19 protein-coding genes are annotated in these 20,901 nt (G+C 67.8%); 7 read left to right on the top strand and 12 right to left on the bottom strand.

The genetic code is table 11. The features are described 5' to 3' along the window. Positions 1 to 63: 63 nt before the first annotated feature. Complete coding sequence (locus tag ACWDMM_RS23870; protein ID WP_195082098.1) at positions 64 to 306, bottom strand: hypothetical protein; 243 nt, start codon at positions 304 to 306, stop codon at positions 64 to 66. Positions 307 to 675: 369 nt separating this feature from the next. On the opposite strand from ACWDMM_RS23870, the gene ACWDMM_RS23865 reads away from it, so the two are divergent. After that, positions 676 to 1,473, top strand: a complete 798-nt coding sequence (locus ACWDMM_RS23865; protein WP_449939641.1) for a helix-turn-helix domain-containing protein — start codon at positions 676 to 678, stop codon at positions 1,471 to 1,473. Next, positions 1,458 to 1,682: a DUF397 domain-containing protein gene (locus ACWDMM_RS23860; RefSeq protein ID WP_323124377.1), complete on the top strand. Its 225-nt coding sequence runs from the start codon at positions 1,458 to 1,460 to the stop codon at positions 1,680 to 1,682. The genes ACWDMM_RS23865 and ACWDMM_RS23860 overlap by 16 nt, the downstream gene beginning before the upstream one ends. Before the next feature lie 393 nt (positions 1,683 to 2,075). On the opposite strand, the gene ACWDMM_RS23855 is transcribed toward ACWDMM_RS23860, so the two are convergent. Genes ACWDMM_RS23855 through ACWDMM_RS23840 form a run of 4 tightly spaced genes read right to left on the bottom strand, consistent with a single transcriptional unit; the run spans position 2,076 to position 4,533 of the window. After that, positions 2,076 to 2,528, bottom strand: coding sequence for a hypothetical protein (locus ACWDMM_RS23855; protein ID WP_195082096.1), 453 nt, complete (start codon positions 2,526 to 2,528; stop codon positions 2,076 to 2,078). 35 nt (positions 2,529 to 2,563) lie between these two features. Continuing rightward, on the bottom strand, positions 2,564 to 3,886 hold the full coding sequence (locus ACWDMM_RS23850) for a hypothetical protein (RefSeq protein WP_195082095.1): 1,323 nt from the start codon (positions 3,884 to 3,886) through the stop codon (positions 2,564 to 2,566). 3 nt (positions 3,887 to 3,889) lie between these two features. After that, complete coding sequence (locus ACWDMM_RS23845) at positions 3,890 to 4,192, bottom strand: WXG100 family type VII secretion target (RefSeq protein WP_195082094.1); 303 nt, start codon at positions 4,190 to 4,192, stop codon at positions 3,890 to 3,892. Next, a complete protein-coding gene (locus tag ACWDMM_RS23840) occupies positions 4,189 to 4,533 on the bottom strand; it encodes a type VII secretion target (protein WP_195082093.1) in 345 nt (114 codons plus the stop codon). Before ACWDMM_RS23840 ends, ACWDMM_RS23845 begins: the two co-directional genes overlap by 4 nt. 307 nt (positions 4,534 to 4,840) lie before the next feature. Between ACWDMM_RS23840 and ACWDMM_RS23835 the strand changes: the two genes are divergently transcribed. Together ACWDMM_RS23835 and ACWDMM_RS23830 are read left to right on the top strand one after the other, a co-directional pair. Continuing rightward, on the top strand, positions 4,841 to 5,098 hold the full coding sequence (locus tag ACWDMM_RS23835) for a hypothetical protein (protein ID WP_449939635.1): 258 nt from the start codon (positions 4,841 to 4,843) through the stop codon (positions 5,096 to 5,098). After that, entirely contained in the window at positions 5,098 to 5,490 is a 393-nt protein-coding gene (locus ACWDMM_RS23830) for a PIN domain-containing protein (RefSeq protein ID WP_195082091.1), read from the top strand. Before ACWDMM_RS23835 ends, ACWDMM_RS23830 begins: the two co-directional genes overlap by 1 nt. A gap of 163 nt (positions 5,491 to 5,653) precedes the next feature. Here the strand turns inward: ACWDMM_RS23830 and ACWDMM_RS23825 are convergent, their stop codons facing one another. The 6 genes from ACWDMM_RS23825 to ACWDMM_RS23800 all read right to left on the bottom strand — a co-directional run bounded on the left by ACWDMM_RS23825 (position 5,654) and on the right by ACWDMM_RS23800 (position 17,035). Then, a complete protein-coding gene (locus ACWDMM_RS23825; RefSeq protein WP_449939674.1) occupies positions 5,654 to 9,391 on the bottom strand; it encodes a multifunctional oxoglutarate decarboxylase/oxoglutarate dehydrogenase thiamine pyrophosphate-binding subunit/dihydrolipoyllysine-residue succinyltransferase subunit in 3,738 nt (1,245 codons plus the stop codon). 175 nt (positions 9,392 to 9,566) lie between these two features. Next, entirely contained in the window at positions 9,567 to 13,331 is a 3,765-nt protein-coding gene (locus ACWDMM_RS23820; protein ID WP_449939631.1) for an ABC transporter ATP-binding protein, read from the bottom strand. Positions 13,332 to 13,382: 51 nt separating this feature from the next. Continuing rightward, positions 13,383 to 14,165, bottom strand: a complete 783-nt coding sequence (locus tag ACWDMM_RS23815; protein ID WP_357110022.1) for an ABC transporter permease — start codon at positions 14,163 to 14,165, stop codon at positions 13,383 to 13,385. Then, positions 14,162 to 15,142, bottom strand: a complete 981-nt coding sequence (locus ACWDMM_RS23810) for an ABC transporter ATP-binding protein (RefSeq protein ID WP_449939627.1) — start codon at positions 15,140 to 15,142, stop codon at positions 14,162 to 14,164. Before ACWDMM_RS23810 ends, ACWDMM_RS23815 begins: the two co-directional genes overlap by 4 nt. Next, positions 15,139 to 15,870 (bottom strand): hypothetical protein, encoded by a 732-nt coding sequence (locus ACWDMM_RS23805; protein WP_195082086.1) that lies wholly within the window; start codon positions 15,868 to 15,870, stop codon positions 15,139 to 15,141. Before ACWDMM_RS23805 ends, ACWDMM_RS23810 begins: the two co-directional genes overlap by 4 nt. Positions 15,871 to 16,009: 139 nt before the next feature. Further along, a complete protein-coding gene (locus tag ACWDMM_RS23800) occupies positions 16,010 to 17,035 on the bottom strand; it encodes a glutathione S-transferase family protein (protein ID WP_195082085.1) in 1,026 nt (341 codons plus the stop codon). Between the two features lie 38 nt (positions 17,036 to 17,073). Between ACWDMM_RS23800 and ACWDMM_RS23795 the strand changes: the two genes are divergently transcribed. Continuing rightward, positions 17,074 to 17,868: an enoyl-CoA hydratase/isomerase family protein gene (locus ACWDMM_RS23795; RefSeq protein ID WP_449939622.1), complete on the top strand. Its 795-nt coding sequence runs from the start codon at positions 17,074 to 17,076 to the stop codon at positions 17,866 to 17,868. A 92-nt stretch (positions 17,869 to 17,960) separates the two neighbouring features. After that, positions 17,961 to 19,214, top strand: coding sequence for a class I adenylate-forming enzyme family protein (locus tag ACWDMM_RS23790; RefSeq protein WP_195082083.1), 1,254 nt, complete (start codon positions 17,961 to 17,963; stop codon positions 19,212 to 19,214). Positions 19,215 to 19,221: 7 nt separating this feature from the next. Here the strand turns inward: ACWDMM_RS23790 and ACWDMM_RS23785 are convergent, their stop codons facing one another. Beyond that, positions 19,222 to 19,968, bottom strand: coding sequence for a tyrosine-protein phosphatase (locus tag ACWDMM_RS23785; RefSeq protein ID WP_357110028.1), 747 nt, complete (start codon positions 19,966 to 19,968; stop codon positions 19,222 to 19,224). Between the two features lie 415 nt (positions 19,969 to 20,383). Between ACWDMM_RS23785 and ACWDMM_RS23780 the strand changes: the two genes are divergently transcribed. Next, positions 20,384 to 20,866 carry a TetR family transcriptional regulator gene (locus ACWDMM_RS23780; RefSeq protein ID WP_195082081.1) on the top strand — a complete coding sequence of 161 codons (483 nt, stop codon included), beginning with the start codon at positions 20,384 to 20,386 and terminating at the stop codon, positions 20,864 to 20,866. The last annotated feature ends 35 nt before the right edge of the window (positions 20,867 to 20,901 follow it).

The following is a 20,901-nucleotide window of genomic DNA, read 5'->3' as shown; positions in this document are numbered from 1 at the left end:
TTCCGTGCAAGAAGATGCTCAGGTGGAGGTCCGGTTCGCCGGGGCACGGTGTGCTGGGACCGGTCACGGGGCGCAGGCGACGAGAGCGTCGAGCACGGTCTTCAGGCATGGGCGGTAGCCGTCGCGAGCCGGTTCTACCCATCTGCGATAGGTTCCCCGGTCCGTGGGAGAAGGCAGTGCGACGATGCCGAGCGGCGGGATGATCAGCGAGTTCGTCCGGAGCAGGGTGCGCGCGTAGAGCGAATGGTCCTCGGCCTCCGCGGAGTAGCCCGTGAGAAACGTGTACCTCCGCGATCGATGCCACACGATCGGTCCTGTCCACGACCGCGCGAGTAGGTACTCACGGATCGCGTTTCCGAGTGGTTCCGGCGTAGTGACCGCGCGGACTCGACCGCCAATGGTTACGGCGATCCGGCCGGAAGCATCAATGTGGCAGGGCAATTGGCAGACGGTGCGGTAGTAGTGGCAGCGGCCGAGTGCGTCCGCTACGGCGGATACGAACATAGTTACCCCCTCGATGCGCGTACGTGTGAGTGCGCCCGGTCCGACATGATTGACGGCGTCGGATCGGGTTGCGAGGGCGTTCGCGCCGTCGCTTCCTTCCGGGCGCATTGATAGCTTGACGCTTCAAAAGAATGTGATCCACGGCACCTAAGAGACGTCTATGATGCATCCATGCGACGCAAGCGGCTGATCGACGCGCGCAAGGCATCGGGGAAGACTCAAAAGCAGATCGCAGAGTTCGTGGGGGTCGACAGAACGACACTAGGCAAGTGGGAGCGTGGCGAATCCACGCCGCAACCAACCCAGCGAGAACGGTATGCCGAGGCTGTCGGTGTGTCTATGCGTGAGCTGGACGCGATGATTAGCGGGGTAGATCCGGGCGCCCAGAAGATGCCGGAGTGGTTGACTACTTACCTCGGCATGGAGCAGTCTGCTGAGACTCTCCGGGCTCACGAGCCACGCGCGATATACGGCTTGGTACAAACGGTTGGTTACCTTGAGAATCTGGTCAGTACAGTCGGTATCTCGGGAGTCTCTGGCACCTATCTGCAGCGGACAATCGACCAGCGTTTGTACCGACAGAAGCGGGTTCGCAACGGCGATATGACCTTGGATTTGATCCAGACAGAATCGACGCTGCATCTCCGTATCGGTAACAGCTCTGTCATGGAAGAGCAGTTGCGGGTCATGGCCGAACTGGCTGAACTGCCCAATGTGACGATCCGAATCACAAGATTTGACGCCGGACAGTACGAAGCCTTGCGCCTCGGTGACTTCGCGATCATGACGCATCCGTGGGGCAGCCAGCGGGTGCACCTCGAAGGCTACGGCGGTGGCCAGTCCATCACAGATCCCGAAGAGGTTGCGTACTTCAGCGCGGCGTATGAACATGCCTGCCGGGTAGCCCTTTCGCCATCGGAATCTCTAGAGTTCATCCTGGAACGAGCTGACAGATGGAGCAAGGAATGAAAAACTGGCTATCTCATGGCGACCTTGTGTGGCGTAAGTCGAGCTTCACTAACCCCGAGACTTGTGTTGAGGTCGCCGCGGTTCCGGAGGGTGTGCTGGTCCGCAACAGCAATGCACCACAAGCCGGGACCCTGGAGTTCACCCGAGCCGAGTTCGCCGCTTGGCTGGAGGGATGCAAAGCAGGAGAGTTCGACGACCTCGCTGTCTGATGCCATGGGCGGCGTGAGCGCTGGGAAGCAGCGGTTCGACCTCGTTGCGCCACATGATCGAGCCCGACCGCCACCGATCAATTGTCTGCGAACACCGCGGCCGCCGAGTTATCGCGGTGCCGTTGTTGTCGTAGGCCGAATGGCACCTGGTCGCTCGTGCTCATGTACGGGTTTGGTCAGTCCTGGCCTAATTTTCTGGACAGCAGAGTGTTCCAGTAGGGGCTCGAACCCGGCGGCTGCCAGAGCTTTGCCGAGTGCGCTGTCCGGATCGGCAGGGCACATGACCGTGCCGCCCGGATCGGGTGTGACATCGTATTTGGCGAGCAGACGCTCATGTAGCGTCGCCGGTCCTGCTCCGGCGACTCTGCCGTTGCTCTCGGGTATTTAATCCATTCAATTTTCGCTGACGCCATCGATTGCATTCAGGGCCTCTATTACTTCGTCTTCGTAGAATCCTGTTCGATAGCGTGTTTCAAGCTCTCCCAGGGCTTCAAAAGCTGCTCTCAACAGATTCGGATACACGGCCGCGATCGACTTGGGCAAGTATCTCACGATATCGCTCGGTGGTTCGGTATCTTCCTCGGCGACATAGGAGCGGCCCGGGAGTGTCGGATCGTTGATTTCCTCATCGAGGATGACTAACTTCACCCGAGTAGGAGCTGTGATCTGAGATGGCACCGATCGCGCGAGTTGTTTCAGATAATCGCCGTTCTTCGGATTCCATCCCAACTCGACCATCGGTTCTCTGGGTACATTGGCCAGCTCGAACGTCAGCTGTCGAATGACCTGGAAATTTTTTGCGCTTACGAGATGCTCTCGATAGCGTCCGAGGTTCGGTTCTGGCATCTTCTCCGGGTCCTTCCTGTCAATCCAAGTCATCGTTACAGGCCGTCGAAGTACTCGCGTCCGTCCTTTGGCGTGAACACGGTTCCTCCATCTCCGTCCTCGATGACTACAGCACCTTTCTCCGGATCCCAATATGCCGTTCGGCCCCTGGGTAGATGCTTTACCTCCGTCGGTACCTCGCCGTCGAGGACCTTGCGAACGTACTCGGGAAGTTCCGCGGCGCCTACGCCGGATACGTAGTGTGAGCCATCTCCCTGTGCGGCACGTCCATTCGCGTGATCGGCGATCTTCTTCGCGATCTCTTGTGTAATCGGATCGTCCCCGCCCAGGGCTGGCGTCGCTGTAGGGCTGTTGTCGTCGATGAGGACCTTCATCGCGATGATGGCGGCCAGTTTGGTGAGTGTCGCGGTGACGTCGGGGACCTGGCCGAATGCGTCGACAACGCCGACGGCGACGCTCGCAGCCAGGGTGATCTTGAGGATTTGGAATAACCGCTTTGTCGTGTAGAGGCCGCGAATGGTGGCGATCGTGTCCTCAACAGCGAGCGCGACACCGCCGCCGGCGACCGCGAGACTGCCGCCGAAGCTGAAGATCGCTCCTACGATGGCCCCGGTGACCAGCAGTCCGACGGCCCAGGAGAAGGTGGTCATCGCCGTCTTGATGCCTTCGCCGACTTCGACTGTCGAGCTGTGATAGTCCGCGACAGGGGCGGCGACATTGAGGGACGCGGTGGCCAGGAGTTCGGCGCTGGACTTCAGTGTCCCGAAGTGTTCCTGGATCTTGGCGCGATTCTCTGCCGCATCCATATCGTCGAACAGCGCGGCGATCCCGCTGATCTTGGCCGCAGCTCCGGTGATGGTCGCGTGGTTGGCGAAGGTTTTCCACGTGTCGGCGGCCTTGGAGAGTTTGTCGACGTCACCGTTGGGAAGTTTCCCGAAGGTACTGACGATCTTCGCAGTGAGTTCGTTGAAGAACTCCTCCACGCCACCGTTGTGTTTGACGCCGTCGCCGTTGTCGCGGACGGAGGTCGGGATGGTTACCTGGTACTCGGAGACCTGGTGGAGAGTCGGTCGCTGGGGTTTGGCGTTGTCTGCGATCGCGTATTTGTAACCATTCGCGTAGAGGACGTTGCCGAAGTTGGTGAGGGCGTCGGACAGGTGTGTGCAGGTCTGCATAGTGTCGCGTGCGTACCGGTCGTACGCTTCGCCCCATTGCTTGCATCCGGGGGCGTCCCCGGCCATGCCAGCACAGTCACCCTTGACGGCGTCGTGTAGCGGTTTGTCGGTTCGACGCAGCTCGGCGGCAAGGTCATGGCATTGTTTGCCGGCATCGAAGTACGTTTGCCAATTGACGCGCACTAGTTATGCCCCTCGGAGCATCTTCAGGTTTTCCTCGATCGCGCTGGTGTAGCCGGTGTGCGCCTTGCGGGCTGCTTCGCTGATATCGCGGACACCTTCGGCGAATTCCCGCGCCCCGCCCGACCACTCGCGGTGGGCGTCGGAATAGGCTTGGGCGGCAATGCCTTCCCAGCCGGTACCCGCCAGCGCGGCAACCTTGTCGTCGATCGTGTCGAGGTGCTCGGCGATTACGCTTGCGAGTGCGGACAGGCGGATCACGACCTCATCGAGGTGGTCCAGGTCGACTTGGAACTCATCGGAACTCATGGCAGGTCCAAACTCGAGCTGCTCGCGTTGTACAGTACGGCGGCGTTGCTCCCGTCGAGGTCTTCATAGGTCGAGGCTGTGACACCCAGTTTTTCGGCCATCCCGGACAGGGCGGTGATGATCTGGGCGCCGCCGTCACGGATATCGGTCCAGCCGTCAGCGAACTCGCTCGCCAGATTCCCTCTCCATGTTCCATTGACCAGTGATTCGACATCCTTGGCAGCAGAGTCGAGTGCCGTCCGCAATGCCATCGATAGCTCATAGACTTGCTCGCCGACCTCGCGAACTTTCTCGGGGACCACAGAGAGATTCTGGGTCGATGGCGTCCCCCCGTTGCTCATGACCGGCAGCGTACTGAATGTCCGCCCGACCTGTCGAGGGACCCGTTGTGCCTATCGGAGGGTGTCGACGCCGATCATCGTGGTGGGCCACGTTTGCGGAAAGCGTTGGGACTCGCCCAGCGTCGATTTGCCGTCGGTGCCGGCATCGCGAAGAGCATGGTGAGAAAGTGGCGACACCCGGGCGACACGATCGAGATGGGTGACGAGTGCGCCGACAGTATGGAGACGATGCTGAGCCGGGCTTCGGCACGCCTTTGAGGGCAGCCTGCATGGCACCGCGATTGCTACCCTTGGTAGCATTGGGCGCATGGGTGGTAGCAAGAAATACTCGATCAGCCTCCCGGAGGAGCTCGCTGAGCAGGCTCGAGCCCATGTCGGCCCCGGAGGCTTCTCCGCCTACGTCGCCGAGGCGTTGGAGCAGCGAGTGGCGATGGACAAGCTGGGGGAGTTGGTGGCCGATTTCGAGAAGGACAACGAGCCGCTGACTCCTGCGGAAATCGATGAAGCGCGGGCGGAGTTGGGCTTCGAGCGGCGCCGTCGGGGTTCGCGCGGGTCGGCCGCCTGATGGCGGACGTTCTGTTCCTGGATAGCGAGGGGCTGTCCACGCTGTATCGGAAGGATCGCCGCATGGTTGCCTGGGTGCAGGCGGCCAAAGAAGACGGCGTTCGAGTGGCGACCACGGCTATGACGAGTGTGGAAGCCGACTACAGCGAAGTGCATGCCGCCCGGATCGCCTGGACGCTGTCGCAGATCGATGTGCATGCCGTCACTCGCGAGTTGGCAGGCCAGGCCGCTGCCCTATTGCGCGAGCACGGCCTCGGTGGACACAAGTACGCGATTGATGCCGTCCTTGCTGCGTCGGCCCGCTCTGTTCAGGGGCTGGCGACGGTGGTTACGTCGGACCCCGAAGGCATGGCGTTGCTGTGTGGCTCGGAGATCGAGATCGTCAAAGTGTGAGCTTGTTCGACCGTGGGCAGCGATCGAGAGGACCAACGGCACTGTGTCGCAGTCGGGATGGTGAGACCTCGTTCGGCGTCCGCACACCGTCAGCACCGCGAATACGAAACCGGGCCGGATCGCTGAAGGATTGAGCGATCCGGCCCGGCGTCAGAGCAGGAAACTAACTAGTCGGCTCGAACGCCTCCGCGATGATCTCCGCCTGTTCCACCGCGTGCACCTTGCTCGACCCCGAGGACGGGGCCGACATGGCGCGGCGGGAGATGCGGCGCAGGCGGGTGTTGGCGAAGCGGGCGGGGAGGGTTTCGGGGAGGTTGAGGCCGAAGAAGGGCCAGGCGCCCTGGTTGGCCGGTTCCTCCTGGACCCACGCCAGGTCGGTGGCGTTGGGGTAGCCCTCCAGGGCCTCGTTGAGGCGGCGGGTGGGCAGCGGGTAGAGCTGCTCGATCCGCACGATGGCGACGTCTTCGCGCTTCTGCTTGGCCTTTTCGGCGGCGAGTTCGTAGTAGAGCTTGCCGCTGGTCATCAGGATGCGCTTGACCTTGCTGCGGTCGCCGATGCCCTGCTCGTAGGCAGGTTCGTCGAAGACCGAGCGGAACTTGCTCTCGGTGAAGTCCTTCAGGTCGGAGACCACGGCCTTGTTGCGCAGCATCGACTTCGGGGTGAAGACGATCAGCGGGCGGCGGATGCCGTCGAGCGCGTGGCGGCGCAGCAGGTGGAAGTAGTTGGCCGGGGTGGACGGCACCGCGACGGTCATCGAGCCTTCCGCGCACAGCTGGAGGAAGCGCTCGATGCGGCCGGAGGTGTGGTCCGGGCCCTGGCCCTCGTGACCGTGCGGCAGCAGCAGCACGACGTCGGAGAGCTGGCCCCACTTGGCCTCACCGGAGGAGATGAACTCGTCGATGATCGACTGCGCGCCGTTGACGAAGTCACCGAACTGCGCCTCCCACAACACCAGCGCGTTGGGATTGCCCAGCGAGTAGCCGTATTCGAAACCGACGGCGGCGTATTCGCTCAGCGCCGAGTCGTGCACGGCGAACCAGCCCGGGTTCTCGCCGCCGATGTTGTGCAGCGGGGTGTACTCCTCGGCGGTCTTGCGGTCGATGATCACCGCGTGCCGCTGGGTGAACGTGCCGCGGCGGGAGTCCTGACCGGTCAGGCGCACCGCGCGACCCTCGTCGATCAGCGTGCCGAAGGCGAGCAACTCGGCGAAGGCCCAGTCCACCTTGCCCTCGTAGGCCATCTCGCGGCGCTTCTCCAGCACCGGCTTGACGCGCGGGTGCACGTTGAAGCCGTCGGGCACGTTGAGGAACGCGTCGCCGATGCGCTGCAGGATGGACTTGTCCACCGCCGTCACGACGCTCGCGGGCACCGGCTGGTCGCCCTCGACCGACTCGCTCGGTCCAGGCGAGTATTTCTCCAGCTCACGGACCTCGTTGAACACCCGCTCCAGCTGGCCCTGGTAGTCGCGCAGCGCGTCCTCGGCCTCTTTCAGCGAGATGTCGCCACGGCCGATCAGGCTCTCGGTGTACGCCTTGCGGACCGAGCGCTTGGTGTCGATGACGTCGTACATGTACGGCTGGGTCATCGACGGGTCGTCGCCCTCGTTGTGGCCGCGACGGCGGTAGCAGATCATGTCGATCACGACGTCTTTGCGGAACTTCTGCCGGAAGTCGACCGCAAGGCGCGCCACCCAGTCGCACGCCTCCGGGTCGTCGCCGTTGACGTGGAAGATCGGCGCGCCGATGAACTTCGCGATGTCGGTGGAGTACTCGGTGGAGCGGCTGTTCTCCGGAGCGGTGGTGAAGCCGATCTGGTTGTTCACCACGATGTGGATGGTGCCGCCGACCCGGTAGCCGCGCAGACCCGACAGGTTCAGCGTCTCGGCGACCACGCCCTGACCGGCGAACGCGGCGTCACCGTGCAGCATGAGCGGCACGACCGAGAAGCCTTCCGCGCCGTCGCCCTTGTCCAGCAGATCCTGCTTGGCGCGCACGAGGCCCTCGAGCACCGGGTCGACCGCCTCCAGGTGCGAGGGGTTCGCGGTGAGCGAGACCTCGATCTCGTTGTCGCCGAACATCTGCAGGTAGGTGCCCTGCGCGCCGAGGTGGTACTTCACGTCGCCGGAGCCGTGCGTGGCGGCCGGGTTCATGTTGCCCTCGAACTCGGTGAAGATCTTCGAGTAGGGCTTGCCCACGATGTTGGCCAGCACGTTGAGCCGACCGCGGTGCGGCATGCCGATGACGACCTCGTCGAGGCTGTGCTCGGCGCACTGGTCGATGACGGCGTCCATCATCGGGATGACGGCCTCGGCGCCCTCCAGCGAGAAGCGCTTCTGCCCGACGTACTTGGTCTGCAGGAAGGTCTCGAAAGCCTCGGCCGCGTTCAGCCGGTTCAGGATGTACTTCTGCTGGGCGACCGTCGGCTTCGCGTGCTTCTGCTCGACCCGGTCCTGGATCCAGCGCAGCTGCTCCACGTCCAGGATGTGGGTGTACTCCACGCCGACGTGGCGGCAGTAGGCGTCGCGCAGGACCGACAGCACGTCGCGCAGCTTCATCCGCTCCTGGCCGTGGAAGCCGGCCACGTTGAACGTGCGGTCCAGGTCCCACAGGGTCAGGCCGTGCTGGGTGACGTCCAGGTCCGGGTGGCTGCGGAACTTGTCCTTGACCAGCCGCAGCGGGTCGGTGTCGGCCATCAGGTGGCCGCGGTTGCGGTAGGCCGCGATCATCTCCAGCACGCGCGCGCTCTTGTCGACGCCGCGTTCGCGGACGTCCTTGCGCCAGCGGACCGGCTCGTACGGCACGCCGAGACCGTGGAAGATCTCGTCGTAGAACTCGTCGGCGATCAGCAGCTGGTGGATGGTGCGCAGGAAGTCACCGGACTCCGCGCCCTGGATGATGCGGTGGTCGTAGGTGGAGGTGAGCGTCATCAGCTTGCCGACGCCCAGATCGGCGATGCGCTCGTCGCTCATGCCCTGGAACTCGGCGGGGTACTCCATCGCGCCCGCGCCGATGATCGCGCCCTGACCGTTCATCAGGCGGGGCACCGAGTGCACGGTGCCGATGGTGCCCGGGTTGGTCAGCGAGATGGTGACGCCGGAGAAGTCCTCGGCGGTGAGCTTGCCGTCGCGGGCGCGGCGGACGATGTCCTCGTAGGCGGTGTGGAACTGCCCGAAGGTCATCGCCTCGCAGCCCTTGATGGCGGCGACGACCAGCGATCGGCTGCCGTCCTTGCCGGGCAGGTCGATGGCGAGGCCGAGGTTGGTGTGCGCGGGGGTGACCGCGTTCGGCTTGCCGTCGATCTCGGCGTAGTGCCGGTTCATGTTCGGGAACGCCTTGACCGCCTGCACGATGGCGTAGCCGAGCAGGTGGGTGAAGGAGATCTTGCCGCCCCTGGTGCGGGCGAGGTGGTTGTTGATGACCAAGCGGTTGTCGATCATCAGCTTGGCCGGGATGGCCCGCACGCTGGTCGCGGTGGGGATGCTCAGCGAGGCGGACATGTTCTTCGCCACAGCGGCGGCCGCGCCGCGCAGCACCTTGGACTCGTCGGCGGCGGTGTCGGCCTGCTTCGGGCCGGAGGTCGGCGCGGCGTTCGACGTCGGCGCCGGGGTGGTCTGCGGTGCGCGCGTGGTCACGGCGGCGGGCTTGGCGGCGGCCGGTGCGGGCTTGGCGGCGGCCGGTGCGGGCGCTTTCGGGGCCGCGGGGGTGGCAGGCTTGGCGTCGTTGCGCGTGGCGGCGGCGGGCTTGGTGGCCGTCGAAGCCGGTGCGGCAGCGGCAGCCTGCGCGGGCGCGGGGGCGGACTGGCTGTTGCCGGAGTCGCCACTCGCGTCAGGCGTGTAGTCGGCCAGGAACTCGTGCCAGCTCTCGTCGACCGATGATGGATCTTGTTTGAACTTCTGATACATCTCGTCGACTAGCCACTGGTTCTGTCCGAACTGGGATGTTGAGCTGCTCACAGCAGGTGTTCGCCTCATTTCGTTCTTCGCGCTGCGACGTTTGTGACGTGCCCGGCACGGGGATCAGCGGATTGCGCGCCGATGCGCCCTATCTGAGGATAGGCCCAGCAGCAAATCGGCGGATTCACTGACCACCCGACACCCCCGACCCTATTGGTGATGACCCGGCGTCATCCGAGAATATTCCCTCCGACGCCTGCGCCGCTGCCCAGAGCCGGGCATACTGCCCGCCCGCCGCGAGCAGCTCCGCGTGCTCGCCGAATTCCACGATCCGCCCATGGTCGACCACCGCGATCCGGTCGGCGCGCGCGGCGGTGCCGAGCCGGTGCGCGACGATCACCGTGGTGCGGTCGCGGCTCAGCGACCGGCTCGCTGCCAGCACCGATGCCTCGGCGTCCGGGTCGAGCGTCGCGGTGGCCTCGTCGAGCAGCAGCAAGTCCGGAGCGACCAGTTCGGCGCGGGCCAGCGCGATCAGCTGCCGTTGGCCGGCCGACAGGCCGCGGCCCCGCTCGCCGACCGGTTGGTTCATCCCGAGCGGCAGGCCGTCGATCATCTCCGTCGCACCTACCGCGGCCGCCGCGGCGGCGATCTCTTCGTCGGTCGCGAATGGTTTCCCGAATGCAATGTTGCTCGCCACGGTCCCGGTGAACAGGTGAGCTTCCTGAGGGACGATGCCCAGCCGCGAGCGGTAGTCGGCGAGGCGGTAGTCGCGGAGGTCGACGCCGTCCACCCGGATCGCGCCGGCAGCGGTTGCCTCGGCGAGTTCACGCGGGTCGGTGCGATCATCCGCGGGCAGGTCGTACAGCCGCGCGAGCAGCTTGACGACGGTCGACTTGCCCGCGCCGGTCGGACCGACCAGGGCCAGGGTGGAACCCGCCGGGACGCGCAGCGAGACGCCGTCCAGCGCCGGAACGCGACTGCCCGGGTAGTGGAAGCGGACGTCGTCGAACGCCACGTCACCGCGCAGCCCGGAACCGATGGGCACCGGGTCGGCCGGGTCGGCGGCGATCGAGGACGGCGTGCGCAGCAGGTCACCGATCCGGCGCAACCCGACCCTGGCCTGCTGGTAATTGTCGAAGACCTGGGACAACTGCAGGATCGGCACGAACAGCAGCTCCAGATACAGCACGAACGCGACCAGGGTGCCCGCGCTGGTCGCCCCGGTGGCGACCTCGCGGGCACCGAAGTACACCACCACCGCCAACGCCACGTCGGCCCAGCCGACGACGAACGCGAAGTACAGCGCGATCGCCCGCTGCGCCCGCAACCGGCTGTTGCGGTAGCGCTGTGAGTACTCGGCGAAGCGACGGGCGGCGCGCGGCTCGTGCCGGTTGGCCTGCACCGCGCGCAAGCCGGTCACGTTCTCCTGGAAGTCGGCGTTGACCGCCGACACATGCTCGCGCGACACGGTGTACGCGGCGGAGGACACCCGCCGGAACAGCACCGTCGCGATCGCCAGGGCGGGCACCGTCGCCAGCACGACCAGAGCCAGCGACGCATCGATGACCAGCAGCGCGACCGTGATGCCGACCAGCGTCAGCAGCCCGACCAGGCTGGTGGCGACGCCGGTCTGCAGGAAGGTCGACAGCGCGTCGACGTCGGTGGTCATCCGCGTCATGATCCGCCCGGACAGCTCGCGCTCGTAGTAGTCGAGGCCGAGCCGTTGCAGGTGCGCGAAACTGCGGACCCGCAGGGCGAACAGCACCCGTTCCCCGGTGCGCGCGGTGAGCAACGTGGTGGCCGCGCCGACCGCCAGGCCGGCCGCGGCCAGCACCGCGCCGAGCACGGTCGCGCGGACCAGCGCCGCGGCGTCGCCGCCGAGCACACCGCCGTCGATGGCGTAGCGCACCAGCGGCGGGAACGCGATGGCGATCGCGGCGTCCGCGGCCAGCAGCGCCATGACGGTGAGCACCAGCCCACGCACCGGGCGCAGCAGGCGGCCGAGCCGGAAGCGCGGATCCGGCTGGCGAATGCGTTCGGAGTCCATGCCCGGCTGCTCGGTGGCGGGCGGCAGCTGCTCGATGGCCCGGCGCAGCTCGGGGGTCTCGCTGATGTCGGCCGCCGCGGCGCCGAAGCGCCGACCGGCGGAACCGGGAGAGATTCGCGTTTCCGGAGCGGACGTGTCCGGCTCGGGAGCGACGTGCCCGGCGGGCGCGGGCAGCCGGATCACGCGATCGGCGTGCGCGAGCGTCGACTCCCGGTGCGCGAGGATCAGCGTGGTGCGCCCGCCGCGGTCGGGCAGCGCGTCGAAGATCGCGGCCTCGGTCACCGCGTCCACCGCGGAGGTGGCGTCGTCGAGCACCAGGATGCGCGGCCGGGTCAGCAGCGTCCTGGCCAGTGCGATTCGCTGGCGCTGGCCGCCGGAGAGGGTGAGACCGCGCTCGCCGACCACCGTGTCGTAGCCGTCGGGCAGCTCGGCGATGAATTCGTCCGCCGCGGCCTGCACTGCCGCCCGCCTGATCTCCTCGTCGGTGGCATCCGGTCGCCCGAGCGCGATATTGGCCGCGATGGTGTCGGAGAACAGGAACGGATCGTCGAAGACGACGCCGATGGCGGCGCGCAGGTCGGCGGCGCGCACGTCGGCGATGTCGACGGTCTCGGCGCGCGCATTCGCCACGTCGACCGAACCGGCGTGCGGCGCGCCGGCTTCGGTGAACAATCGGATCCGGCCCGCGTCGGGCGCGTAGAACCGGGGAAGCAGCAGGGCGAGCGTGGACTTGCCCGAGCCCGCCGGGCCGATGATCGCCACCGTCTCGCCGGGGCGCACCCGCAGGTCGAGTTCGCGCAGCACCGGACGATCCGGATCGAAGCCGAAACGCAGCGCGTCGATCTCGATGCCGAGCGGGCCGTCCGGCAGTTCGACCGGGCGCTCGGGTTCGGCGATGACCGGCGCGGTGTCGATCACCTGGAAGACCCGCTCGGCCGCCGCCCTGGTCAGCTGGGCCATGACGATCACGGAGGAGAGGATGCGCGCGGTGCCGGTCATGACGGCGACGTAGGCGGCGAACGCGACGAAGGTGCCGATGCCGATATCGCCGTGCAGCGCGAGCAGCCCGCCGAGCGCGATGACCGCGACCATCCCGAGCTGGGGAATCGTCGCGACGGTCGGCGCGAAACCGGCATCGATCCGCGCGGCCCGCATCCGCTCGGCGAACAGCTTGCGGCCGTGCCGCTCCAGCTGATCGACCATCCGCGCTTCCTGGCCGAAGCCTTTGACCACCCGCACCCCGGTGACCGTCTCCTCGACGTGCTGGGCCAGGTCGGCGGCGCGTTGCTGCGCGGACCAGGTGGCCGCGTGCAGTCGCGGACGCATGCGGTAGACCACCAGGCCGATCGCGGGCACCACCAGCAACGCGACGGCGGCAAGCGGCGGGGAGAGCCAGATCATGACGGCGGCGGCGAGCCCGAATTCCAGCAGCGCCATGCCGGACAGCGGCACCATGGCCAGCAGCCCCTGGACGAGCTGCAAGTCGGTGATCGAGCGCGACACCACTTGCCCGGTGCGCAGGGTGTCCTGCCCCACGCCGTCGAGCCGTTGCAACGCGGCGAGCAGCCGCACCCGCAGCGCGTGCTGCACGTCCAGCGACAGTCGCCCGGCCAGCCAGCGCCGCCCGAACCCGGCCGCGGACCGGCTCACGGCCAGTACCAGGATCAGCCCGGCGACGACGCTGATCGCCGCCGTGTCACCGATCCCGGCCGCGTCGACGGCCCGCTTCGTCAGCAGCGGCCCCGCGGTCTCGACAACCGCCCCGCCGAGCACCGCAGCGGCGAGCCCGCCGAGCACCGCGCGGTGCGGTAGGCATTCGTCCCACAGCCTGCGTATCCACCCCGGACTGCATCCCCCGTCCACGTCTTTCGCTCGCCCCCTTCGTCGTACCGTGTTCGTCATCGACGGTACCGACACCGGCCGACAAGTCGTTGTTCCCGGGGCGGCCGGGGATCACAGGTCGCGGGTGCGCAGGTTCCACCAGCTCGCGGCGCCCAGACCGATGGCCCACAGCAGCAGGACCACCACGGCGGCCGGGGTGGGGGCGAGGATGTCGCTGTCGGGATAGGAGCCGACCGCGACCGTGCCGACGGTGGCGGAGACGGGCAGCAGGGTGACCACGCCCGGAATACCGAGACCGCGCGCGATCAGCCAGATCAACGGCTCGGCGAGCACACTCCAGCCGAGCAGCAGCGCCACCGCCCTGGTCGAAGACCGCAGCAGGATGCCCGCGCTCGCGCCGATCAGCGACCAGCAGACCGCGGCGAGCAGCCCACCGCCGAGCACCGCGAAGAACTCTCCCGTGACGGGGACTTTGCCGCGCCCGACGCCGAACAGCGCGCCGGCCGACACCATTTCCACCGCCACCGCCGCCGCCAGCGCGCAGCATCCGACGACGAGGAACTTCGCGGCGGCGAGCCGATCGCGGTCGGGACTGAACAGCGTGGTCACGGCCATGCTGCGGTACTGGTACTCCGCACCGGTCGCCACCGCGCCGAAGACCGCCGCCGCCAGCACCACGAAGGCCAGGCCGACGTAGAGGCCGATCGTCGCCGCGCCGGTGGCGGGCTGGCCGCGCGGATCCGGCGGCCCGGCCAGGCTCGCCGACGCGACGCTCGCCAGCAGCGCGACGACCAGCAGTGCGGCCGCGAGCGTCCGGCCGCGCGGCATGGTGAGCACCTTGCGCGCCTCGGAGTTGACGTTCGGCACGAGGTCCGCGGGCAGAGTGACGATCATCGTGGGATTCCGTACGGCGTCGGCGAGGGTGGCTGCGGGGCGAGGCCCGGGTAGTGCGGCGCGGGCGCGGCGGTGGGTCTGGTCAGCGACGCGAGCACGCGGTCGGGGTGGATCGGGTCGGGCACGATGCTATCGATCCGCACCTGCGCCGCGGTGGCCGCCGTCCTGATCTGAGCTTCGTTCGCCTCGGCGACGGCCAGGCGGCCGTCCGGCCGGATCACCGCGTCGGTGAAGCCCTGGGCGGCGAGCATGGTGGCCAGCGCGATGGGGGTGGACGCGGCGACGACCAGCCGGTCCGGATGCCCGCGCCGCAAGCGCGCCGGAGTGCCCTGATACACCACCGCGCCCTCGCTGAGCACGACCAGCTGATCCGCGGCGGGCAGCACGGCGCCGAGGGTCTCGCTGGTCAGCAGGACGCTGCCGCCGCGGCGGGTGTGCTTGCGCAGGAAGTCGTGCAACCAGCCGCGTTCGGCTGGGTCGGGCCCCTCCATCGGATCGTCCAGCACCAGCAGCGGGGGGTCGCCTAGCAGTGCGGTGGCCAGCGCCAGCCTGGTCTGCTGTCCGGCCGACAGCTCGCGGATCTGCGTCCCGGCGTGCTCGCCCAGCCCGACCAGCTCGAGCACGTCGGTCGCCCGGCTGTCGACGACGTTCGCCGCGGCGGCGTAGATCCACAGGTGGTCGCGTGCGGTGCGGGAAGGATGCAGTCCGCGTGGCGCGAGGACGCCGCCGATCACGCTCGCGGAGCCCGCGCCGTCGCGCCGGGATCCGGGCCCGCCGACCGACACCGTCCCCGAGGTCGGGGCCAGCAGCCCGAGCAGCACGCGCAGGATGGTGGTCTTGCCCGCGCCGCGCGGGCCGACCAGCGCGGCGATGGCGCCGGACGGCACGGTGAAACTGACGTCCGCCACGGCGGTCGCCAGTTCGTACCGCTTGGTCAGTCCCCGGACCGCGAACGCGATCGGCCGCGCCCCGCTCATCGCGGCGTGGCCGGAGGGCGCGGCTTCGCCGGGTCGATCGCGGTGAGCGGATCGGCGTCGACGACCAAGTGGCGGTCGGCGGGCCAGGTGCTGGGCGGCGGCCCGAATGCCTTGCGCGCGTTGGTGATCGTGGCCTTGCCCAAGGCGCGGTTACCCGCGCCGCCGATCACGGCGCCGATACCGGCGGGCAGCACCTTGCCCGCCATCAGCGCGGCGCGCTTGGTGATGAAACGGATGATGAACCGCTTCAGCAGCGAATCGTTCATGCTCGACAATCCGGGGATGCGGTTGGCGAACGCCGTGCCCCAGTTCTTCGCCGACGTGCCGACGCTCTTCTGCACGATCTGCATGCCGCTCTCGCCGAGCACGACCGCCAGCACGAGCGCCCTGCGCTGCTCCTGGTCTTCCGGCGTGATGCCGTGCACCGAGGCCACCGCCAGGGTGAACACCGCCGAGGCCTCCATGAAGAAGGTGGTCTCCGCGCTCACCGCGGCGATGGCCGCGACGGTGCCGACGCCGGGGAAAGCCGCGGTCGCGCCCACCGCGCTGCCGCTGCCGGTCACGGCGAGCAGATACTGCTTCTCCAGCCGGTCGATGATCTGTGCGGGGCTCTCGCCAGGGTGCGAGCGGCGAATGCGGTCCACGTACTTGGCGACCGCGGGGGCCTGCAGGCGGGACCCGGTGTCGAGCAGTTCGACCACCGTCTTCTCGAACGCGCCTTTGAGCATCGGCGGCATCCTCCTCTTCCGGTCTGCTGGGTAGAACTGTATGGCACCGGTTGCCGTCAGCTCGTCATGACAACGAAGTACCCAGCCGCATCGGTTCCACCGGCGGCTGCCTCGCTTTCGACCCGGACGGGTGCGCCTGTTACTCGGGAGGGTGGATCGCGGGCACGCGTTCGCCCGGCGGCGGAGGCGGCGGCGGGGTTCCGTCGCCGAACGGCCTGCCGCCCAGGGCTTCTCGGCCGTGCGGGGTGAGCCAGTTCGCCAGATCGGGGCCTTTGGGGACGATCCCGGTGGGGTTGATGTCCCGGTGCACCACGTAGTAATGCGTCTTGATCTGCTCGAAGTCGATCGTGTCGCCGAAGCCGGGGGTCTGGTACAGATCGCGCGCGTACGCCCACAGCACCGGCATCTCGGTGAGCTTGGACCGGTTGCACTTGAAGTGCCCGTGGTAGACCGCGTCGAAGCGCACCAGCGTGGTGAACAGCCGGACATCGGCCTCGGTGATCGTGTCGCCGACCAGATACCGTTGTGCGGCAAGGCGTTCCGACAGCCAGTCCAGCCGGGCGAAGAGCCGGTCGTAGGCGGCGTCGTAGGCGTCCTGCGCCCCGGCGAACCCACAGCGGTAGACGCCGTTGTTGACGTCGCGGAACACCGCGAGGTTCACCTCGTCGATCTCCGCGCGCAGCGGCTCCGGGTACAGTTGCGGCGCGCCGGGACGGTGGTGCGCGGTCCACTCGGTGGAGAAGTCCAGCGTGATCTGCGCGTAGTCGTTGGTGACCACCTGGCCGGTCGGCACGTCCACGACGGCGGGGACGGTGATGCCGCGCGGGTAGTCCGGGAACCTGGCCAGGTAGGCGTCGCGCAGCCGCGGGATGCCGAGCACCGGGTCGACACCGCCGGCATCCAGATCGAAGGTCCAGCTCAGCTTGTCGTGGGTGGGTCCGCACAACCCGAGCGAGAGCACCGGCTCCAGCCCCAGCAGACGGCGCACGATCAGCGTGCGATTGGCCCACGGGCAGGCACGCGCCGCGACCAAGCGGTAGCGCCCCGGCTCGACCGGGTAACCGTCGCGGCCGTCGGCCGTGATCCGGGTCGTGATGTAGTTCGTGTCGCGTTTGAACTCGCCGGGCTCGACGTAGGAACCGCTTGCACTGGCCGACTTGGTCACATCGACAGTCTTCCAGATCGACCTCGTACGCTGACCGGATGAGTGAAACGAAGGCCACCTGCCTGGAACGAGACGTCACCGAAGGCGGAGCGGAGGTGGCGACCCTCACGCTCGCCCACCCGCCGCTGAACCTCTTCGACCGGGCGATGCTGGACGCCCTGATCGCCGACATCGCCGAGCTGTCGGCGCGGCCGCCGCGTGCGGTGCTGCTGCGCGCCGAGGGCAAAGTGGTCTCCGGCGGCGTCGACGTGCACGTCTTCGACGGCCTGACCCCCGAGCAGGGCGCCGAGTTGTGGCGCACGCTGTTCGCGCAGATCATCCATCCGCTGGAGGCGCTGCCGTGCCCGGTGGTGTTCGCCGCGCACGGGCTGACCCTGACCGCCGCGTTCGAGATCGCGCTCGCCTGCGACATCCTGCTCGCGGCGCCGAAGGCCAAGTTCGGACTGGTGGAGATCGTGGTCGGACTGACCCCGTCGATGGGCGGTCCGCAGCGTCTGGCCGAGCGCGCGGGCTCGGGACGCGCCCGCGAGTTCGTGATGACCGGCGACCTCTACGACGCGGCGACCATGGCCGAGTGGGGCGTGGTCAACGCCGTGCACGAGGACCTCGACGCCGCGGCGCGCGCGCTGACCCACCGGCTGGCCGAGGGCCCGACGAAGGCGAACGCGGCGACCAAGAAGATCATCGAGGCCTGGCGTTCCGGCGGTGTGGCACACGCGGATTCGGTGACACCGGAGGTGTCCGGCGCGCTGTTCGACACCGAGGACCTACAGGGCGGTGTGCGCAGTTTCCTCGAGCAGGGTCCGGGGAAGGCGCGCTACGCGGGCCGGTGACAGCTGGGACACGTTCATCGCCTATTCCAGCGAAGTTGTGACATGCGTCATATAGTCGCAGTGCCTGATAAATCGAGGCACGCGGAGGACGAATGTCGCAGTTGCTCGTCGAATATCCCCTCACCCGCCCGCACGTCTGGGACAACCCGCTGGCCCGGGGCGCCGACGGGGTGCTGCGCTACGGAAACCTCACACCGGCGCTGACCGAACTACTCGACCTGCAAGTGCACGCCTTCGGCAGTCGTGAAGCCGTGGTCGAGGTCGGCGGCCCGCGCCTGACCTACCGGGAGCTGTGGCACTCCGCCTCCCGCATCGCCGGCGGCCTGCAGGAGCACGGCATCGGATACGGCGACCGGGTCGCCGTGCACATGCCCACCGGCGCGCGGTGGGTGCAGGCGTTCCTCGGCGCCCTGCTCAGCGGCGCGGTGCCGGTGCTGGTGCACGACGGGCTTCCGGAGGGGATGGCCGAGCGCGTGATCGCCGACAGCCGCGCGGATTTCGTGCTCGGCGACAAGGCCTGCGCGACCGAGTTGCCCGACGGCGCCGCCTACATCGATGACGGCGCGGCGCTGGGCGACCTCGCGCTGCTGTGCTACACGAGCGGGTCATGCACGCCCAAGGGCGTCGAGCTGACCAACGAGAACCTGCTGTCGGCCGTGCGCTCGGTGGTCGCGGCGCTCGACCTGCCGACCGACGGTCTGCGCAACCTGGTGCTGTTGCCGTTGGCGCACGCCAGCGGCTGTGTCGATCAGCTGTTGCCGACCTTCGCCGTGGGGGGCACCGTGGTGCTCGCCCGGGACACCCGCGGCATGGCCGAAGCCATCACCGCCGAGCGCGTCGACATGGTCTCCGCGACGCCGCGGATCTTCGCGGGCCTGCTGCCCCGGCTCGCCGAACTGCGCGCCGACGGATTGCGCACCGATGGCATCGCGCGGATCAGCAAAGCCGGTCATCGCGCCGAACGCGCCGCGTCTGCGGTCACTTCGGTCGACCTCACGGTCGAATTGCGCGGCGTGTTCCCCGCCGCACGGCAGTGGTCGGTATGGGGCGCGACCGAGACCAGCGGGATCGGTCTGGCGGTGGACGACGCCGAGCGGGCGGACTCGCCCGACACCGCCGCGGTGCTCGGTTTCCCGTTCGGCGGAACGGAATTGGCGCTGTGGGGCCCACGGGCGACCGCCGGGCACGGCGAACTGCTGTGCCGAGGGCCGAATGTCACCCCGCGCTACTGGGACGACCCGACCACGACCGCGGCGCGGTTCACCGGAACCTGGTTCCACACCGGCGATCAGGTGACGATCGACGCCGACGGCTTGGTGCGCAGGCAAGCAGTGCCCGTGGAGTGAGCTCGCCTCACTCCAGCATTCGCTCGCGCAGCCGCCCGAGCAGGTCGGGCGTCAGCCCGATCGTCGCGAGATAGCCGTGCAGATCGCCGTGCAACTCGCGCATCGAGGCGGTGGCGATGTCCAGGTATTCCTCGCGAACGCCGAGCAGGTCGATCGAGAGTTCCTCGCCGCTGAGCAGCTTGTCCGTCATGAGGGCGCGCAGCGCGGGGACGGCACCGTTGCTGAGCAGGTAGTCGGCCTGGACGTCGGCTTCGGTGACGCCGACCGCGCGCAGCAGCGTCGCGACGGCCCACCCGGTGCGGTCCTTGCCCGCCGCGCAGTGCACGAGCACGGCGCCGTCGCCGCGCAGGATGGACTCGGCGAGGGAAGCGATGGCGGCGTGCGCCTCGGGGAGCGCCGGGAACATCCGGTACACCTCGAGCATGTGCGTGTAGGCGGTCCGCGCGGTCGCCTCGTGCGGCGGCGCTTCGGCCATGCGGGAGTCGAACGGCGTGATGGTCAGCCGGACGTCCGCGGGCAGCCGGTCGGCGCCGATGTGGTCGATCTCGCGCTGTCCGCGCAGGTCGTGGACGGCACTGACGCCCAGCTCGCGCAGCGCGGCGTGGCCGGCGTCGTCGAGCCCGCTCAATTGCGCCGAGCGCAGCAGGACTCCGGGGCGGACCTTGGCGCCCTCATCGGTGCGCAGCCCGCCGGTGTCGCGGAAGTTGAACGTGCCGGAGAGGAAGTACTGGTCGGCGGGGGGCGAGAGTGTCACCGATCCAGGCTATCCCCAGCGCGGAACGGAAGGACGCCGGTCGCGGATCGAACCCCGCACGATAAGCTGACCGTTTTGGGCGGTTTCGCTGTGGCATTCGCCACAGGATTTGGGTTGCCCGGCGCCCGGACCGTACCGTTGTCAACGGTCTGTCCAGCGTGCCGGCGGCGCCGAGATCCACCGTCATAGCGCGATTTCCGGGCGACACGGCCTGATCGCATACCGATCCCGGTTGGGTAACAAAACATTCTTTCAGTCCGGAATTACCCATCGAACCCGTTCTCAAACCCCGAAAAATGTCTACCATTGGTGAACGTTGGACCGGGCAGCCAGGTGTTTCCCGAAGTTGCCCGCCCTGTTCAGCGAGTCGCGCCGACGCAGGTGCGTGAGTTCTTTCGCCGAGAGGGAGTCGTCGTTGAGCGCACGTGGAGAAGTGATAACAGAAATCCGGCTACGACCCGCCGTCATCGAGGCGGTCGAGGCGGCGGCGGCCACGCTCGACTACACGGGCCTGCGCGCGCTGCGCGTGCTGCTGCACGCGGGGGTCAGTGCCTACTGGCCGCTGGTCAAGGCCACACCGGAAAAGCAGATCAGGTCGTATGAGATGACCTTGCAGGCGCTGCGCGCCCGCTGGGCGGTCAAGACCGATTGCTTCCCGGATCCGATCGCCACCGACTTCTACCGGGAGAAGGACGCGGAAGTCACCGCCTTCTTGGAGATGTGTGCCGAGTTGTCGGGCACGCAGTGGCTGGAGCCGGTGGAGGCGATCGCCTGCAATGTCGTGTCGATCGTGCAGGGCACGGTGCTGCGCTGGCTGGCCGATTGCAATGACGAGACCATGCTGGTGGTGCTCGACGAGATGGTCAGCGCGCTCGCCACGAAGGCGACGGAGCGCTGACAAATACTGGACGTTTGACCAACTTGGTGGTTGAG

The sequence above is a fragment of the Nocardia sp. NPDC003726 genome (assembly GCF_053586955.1).
The sequence above is the reverse complement of the archived record's forward strand: the minus strand, read 5'-3'. Positions and strand labels throughout refer to the sequence as shown.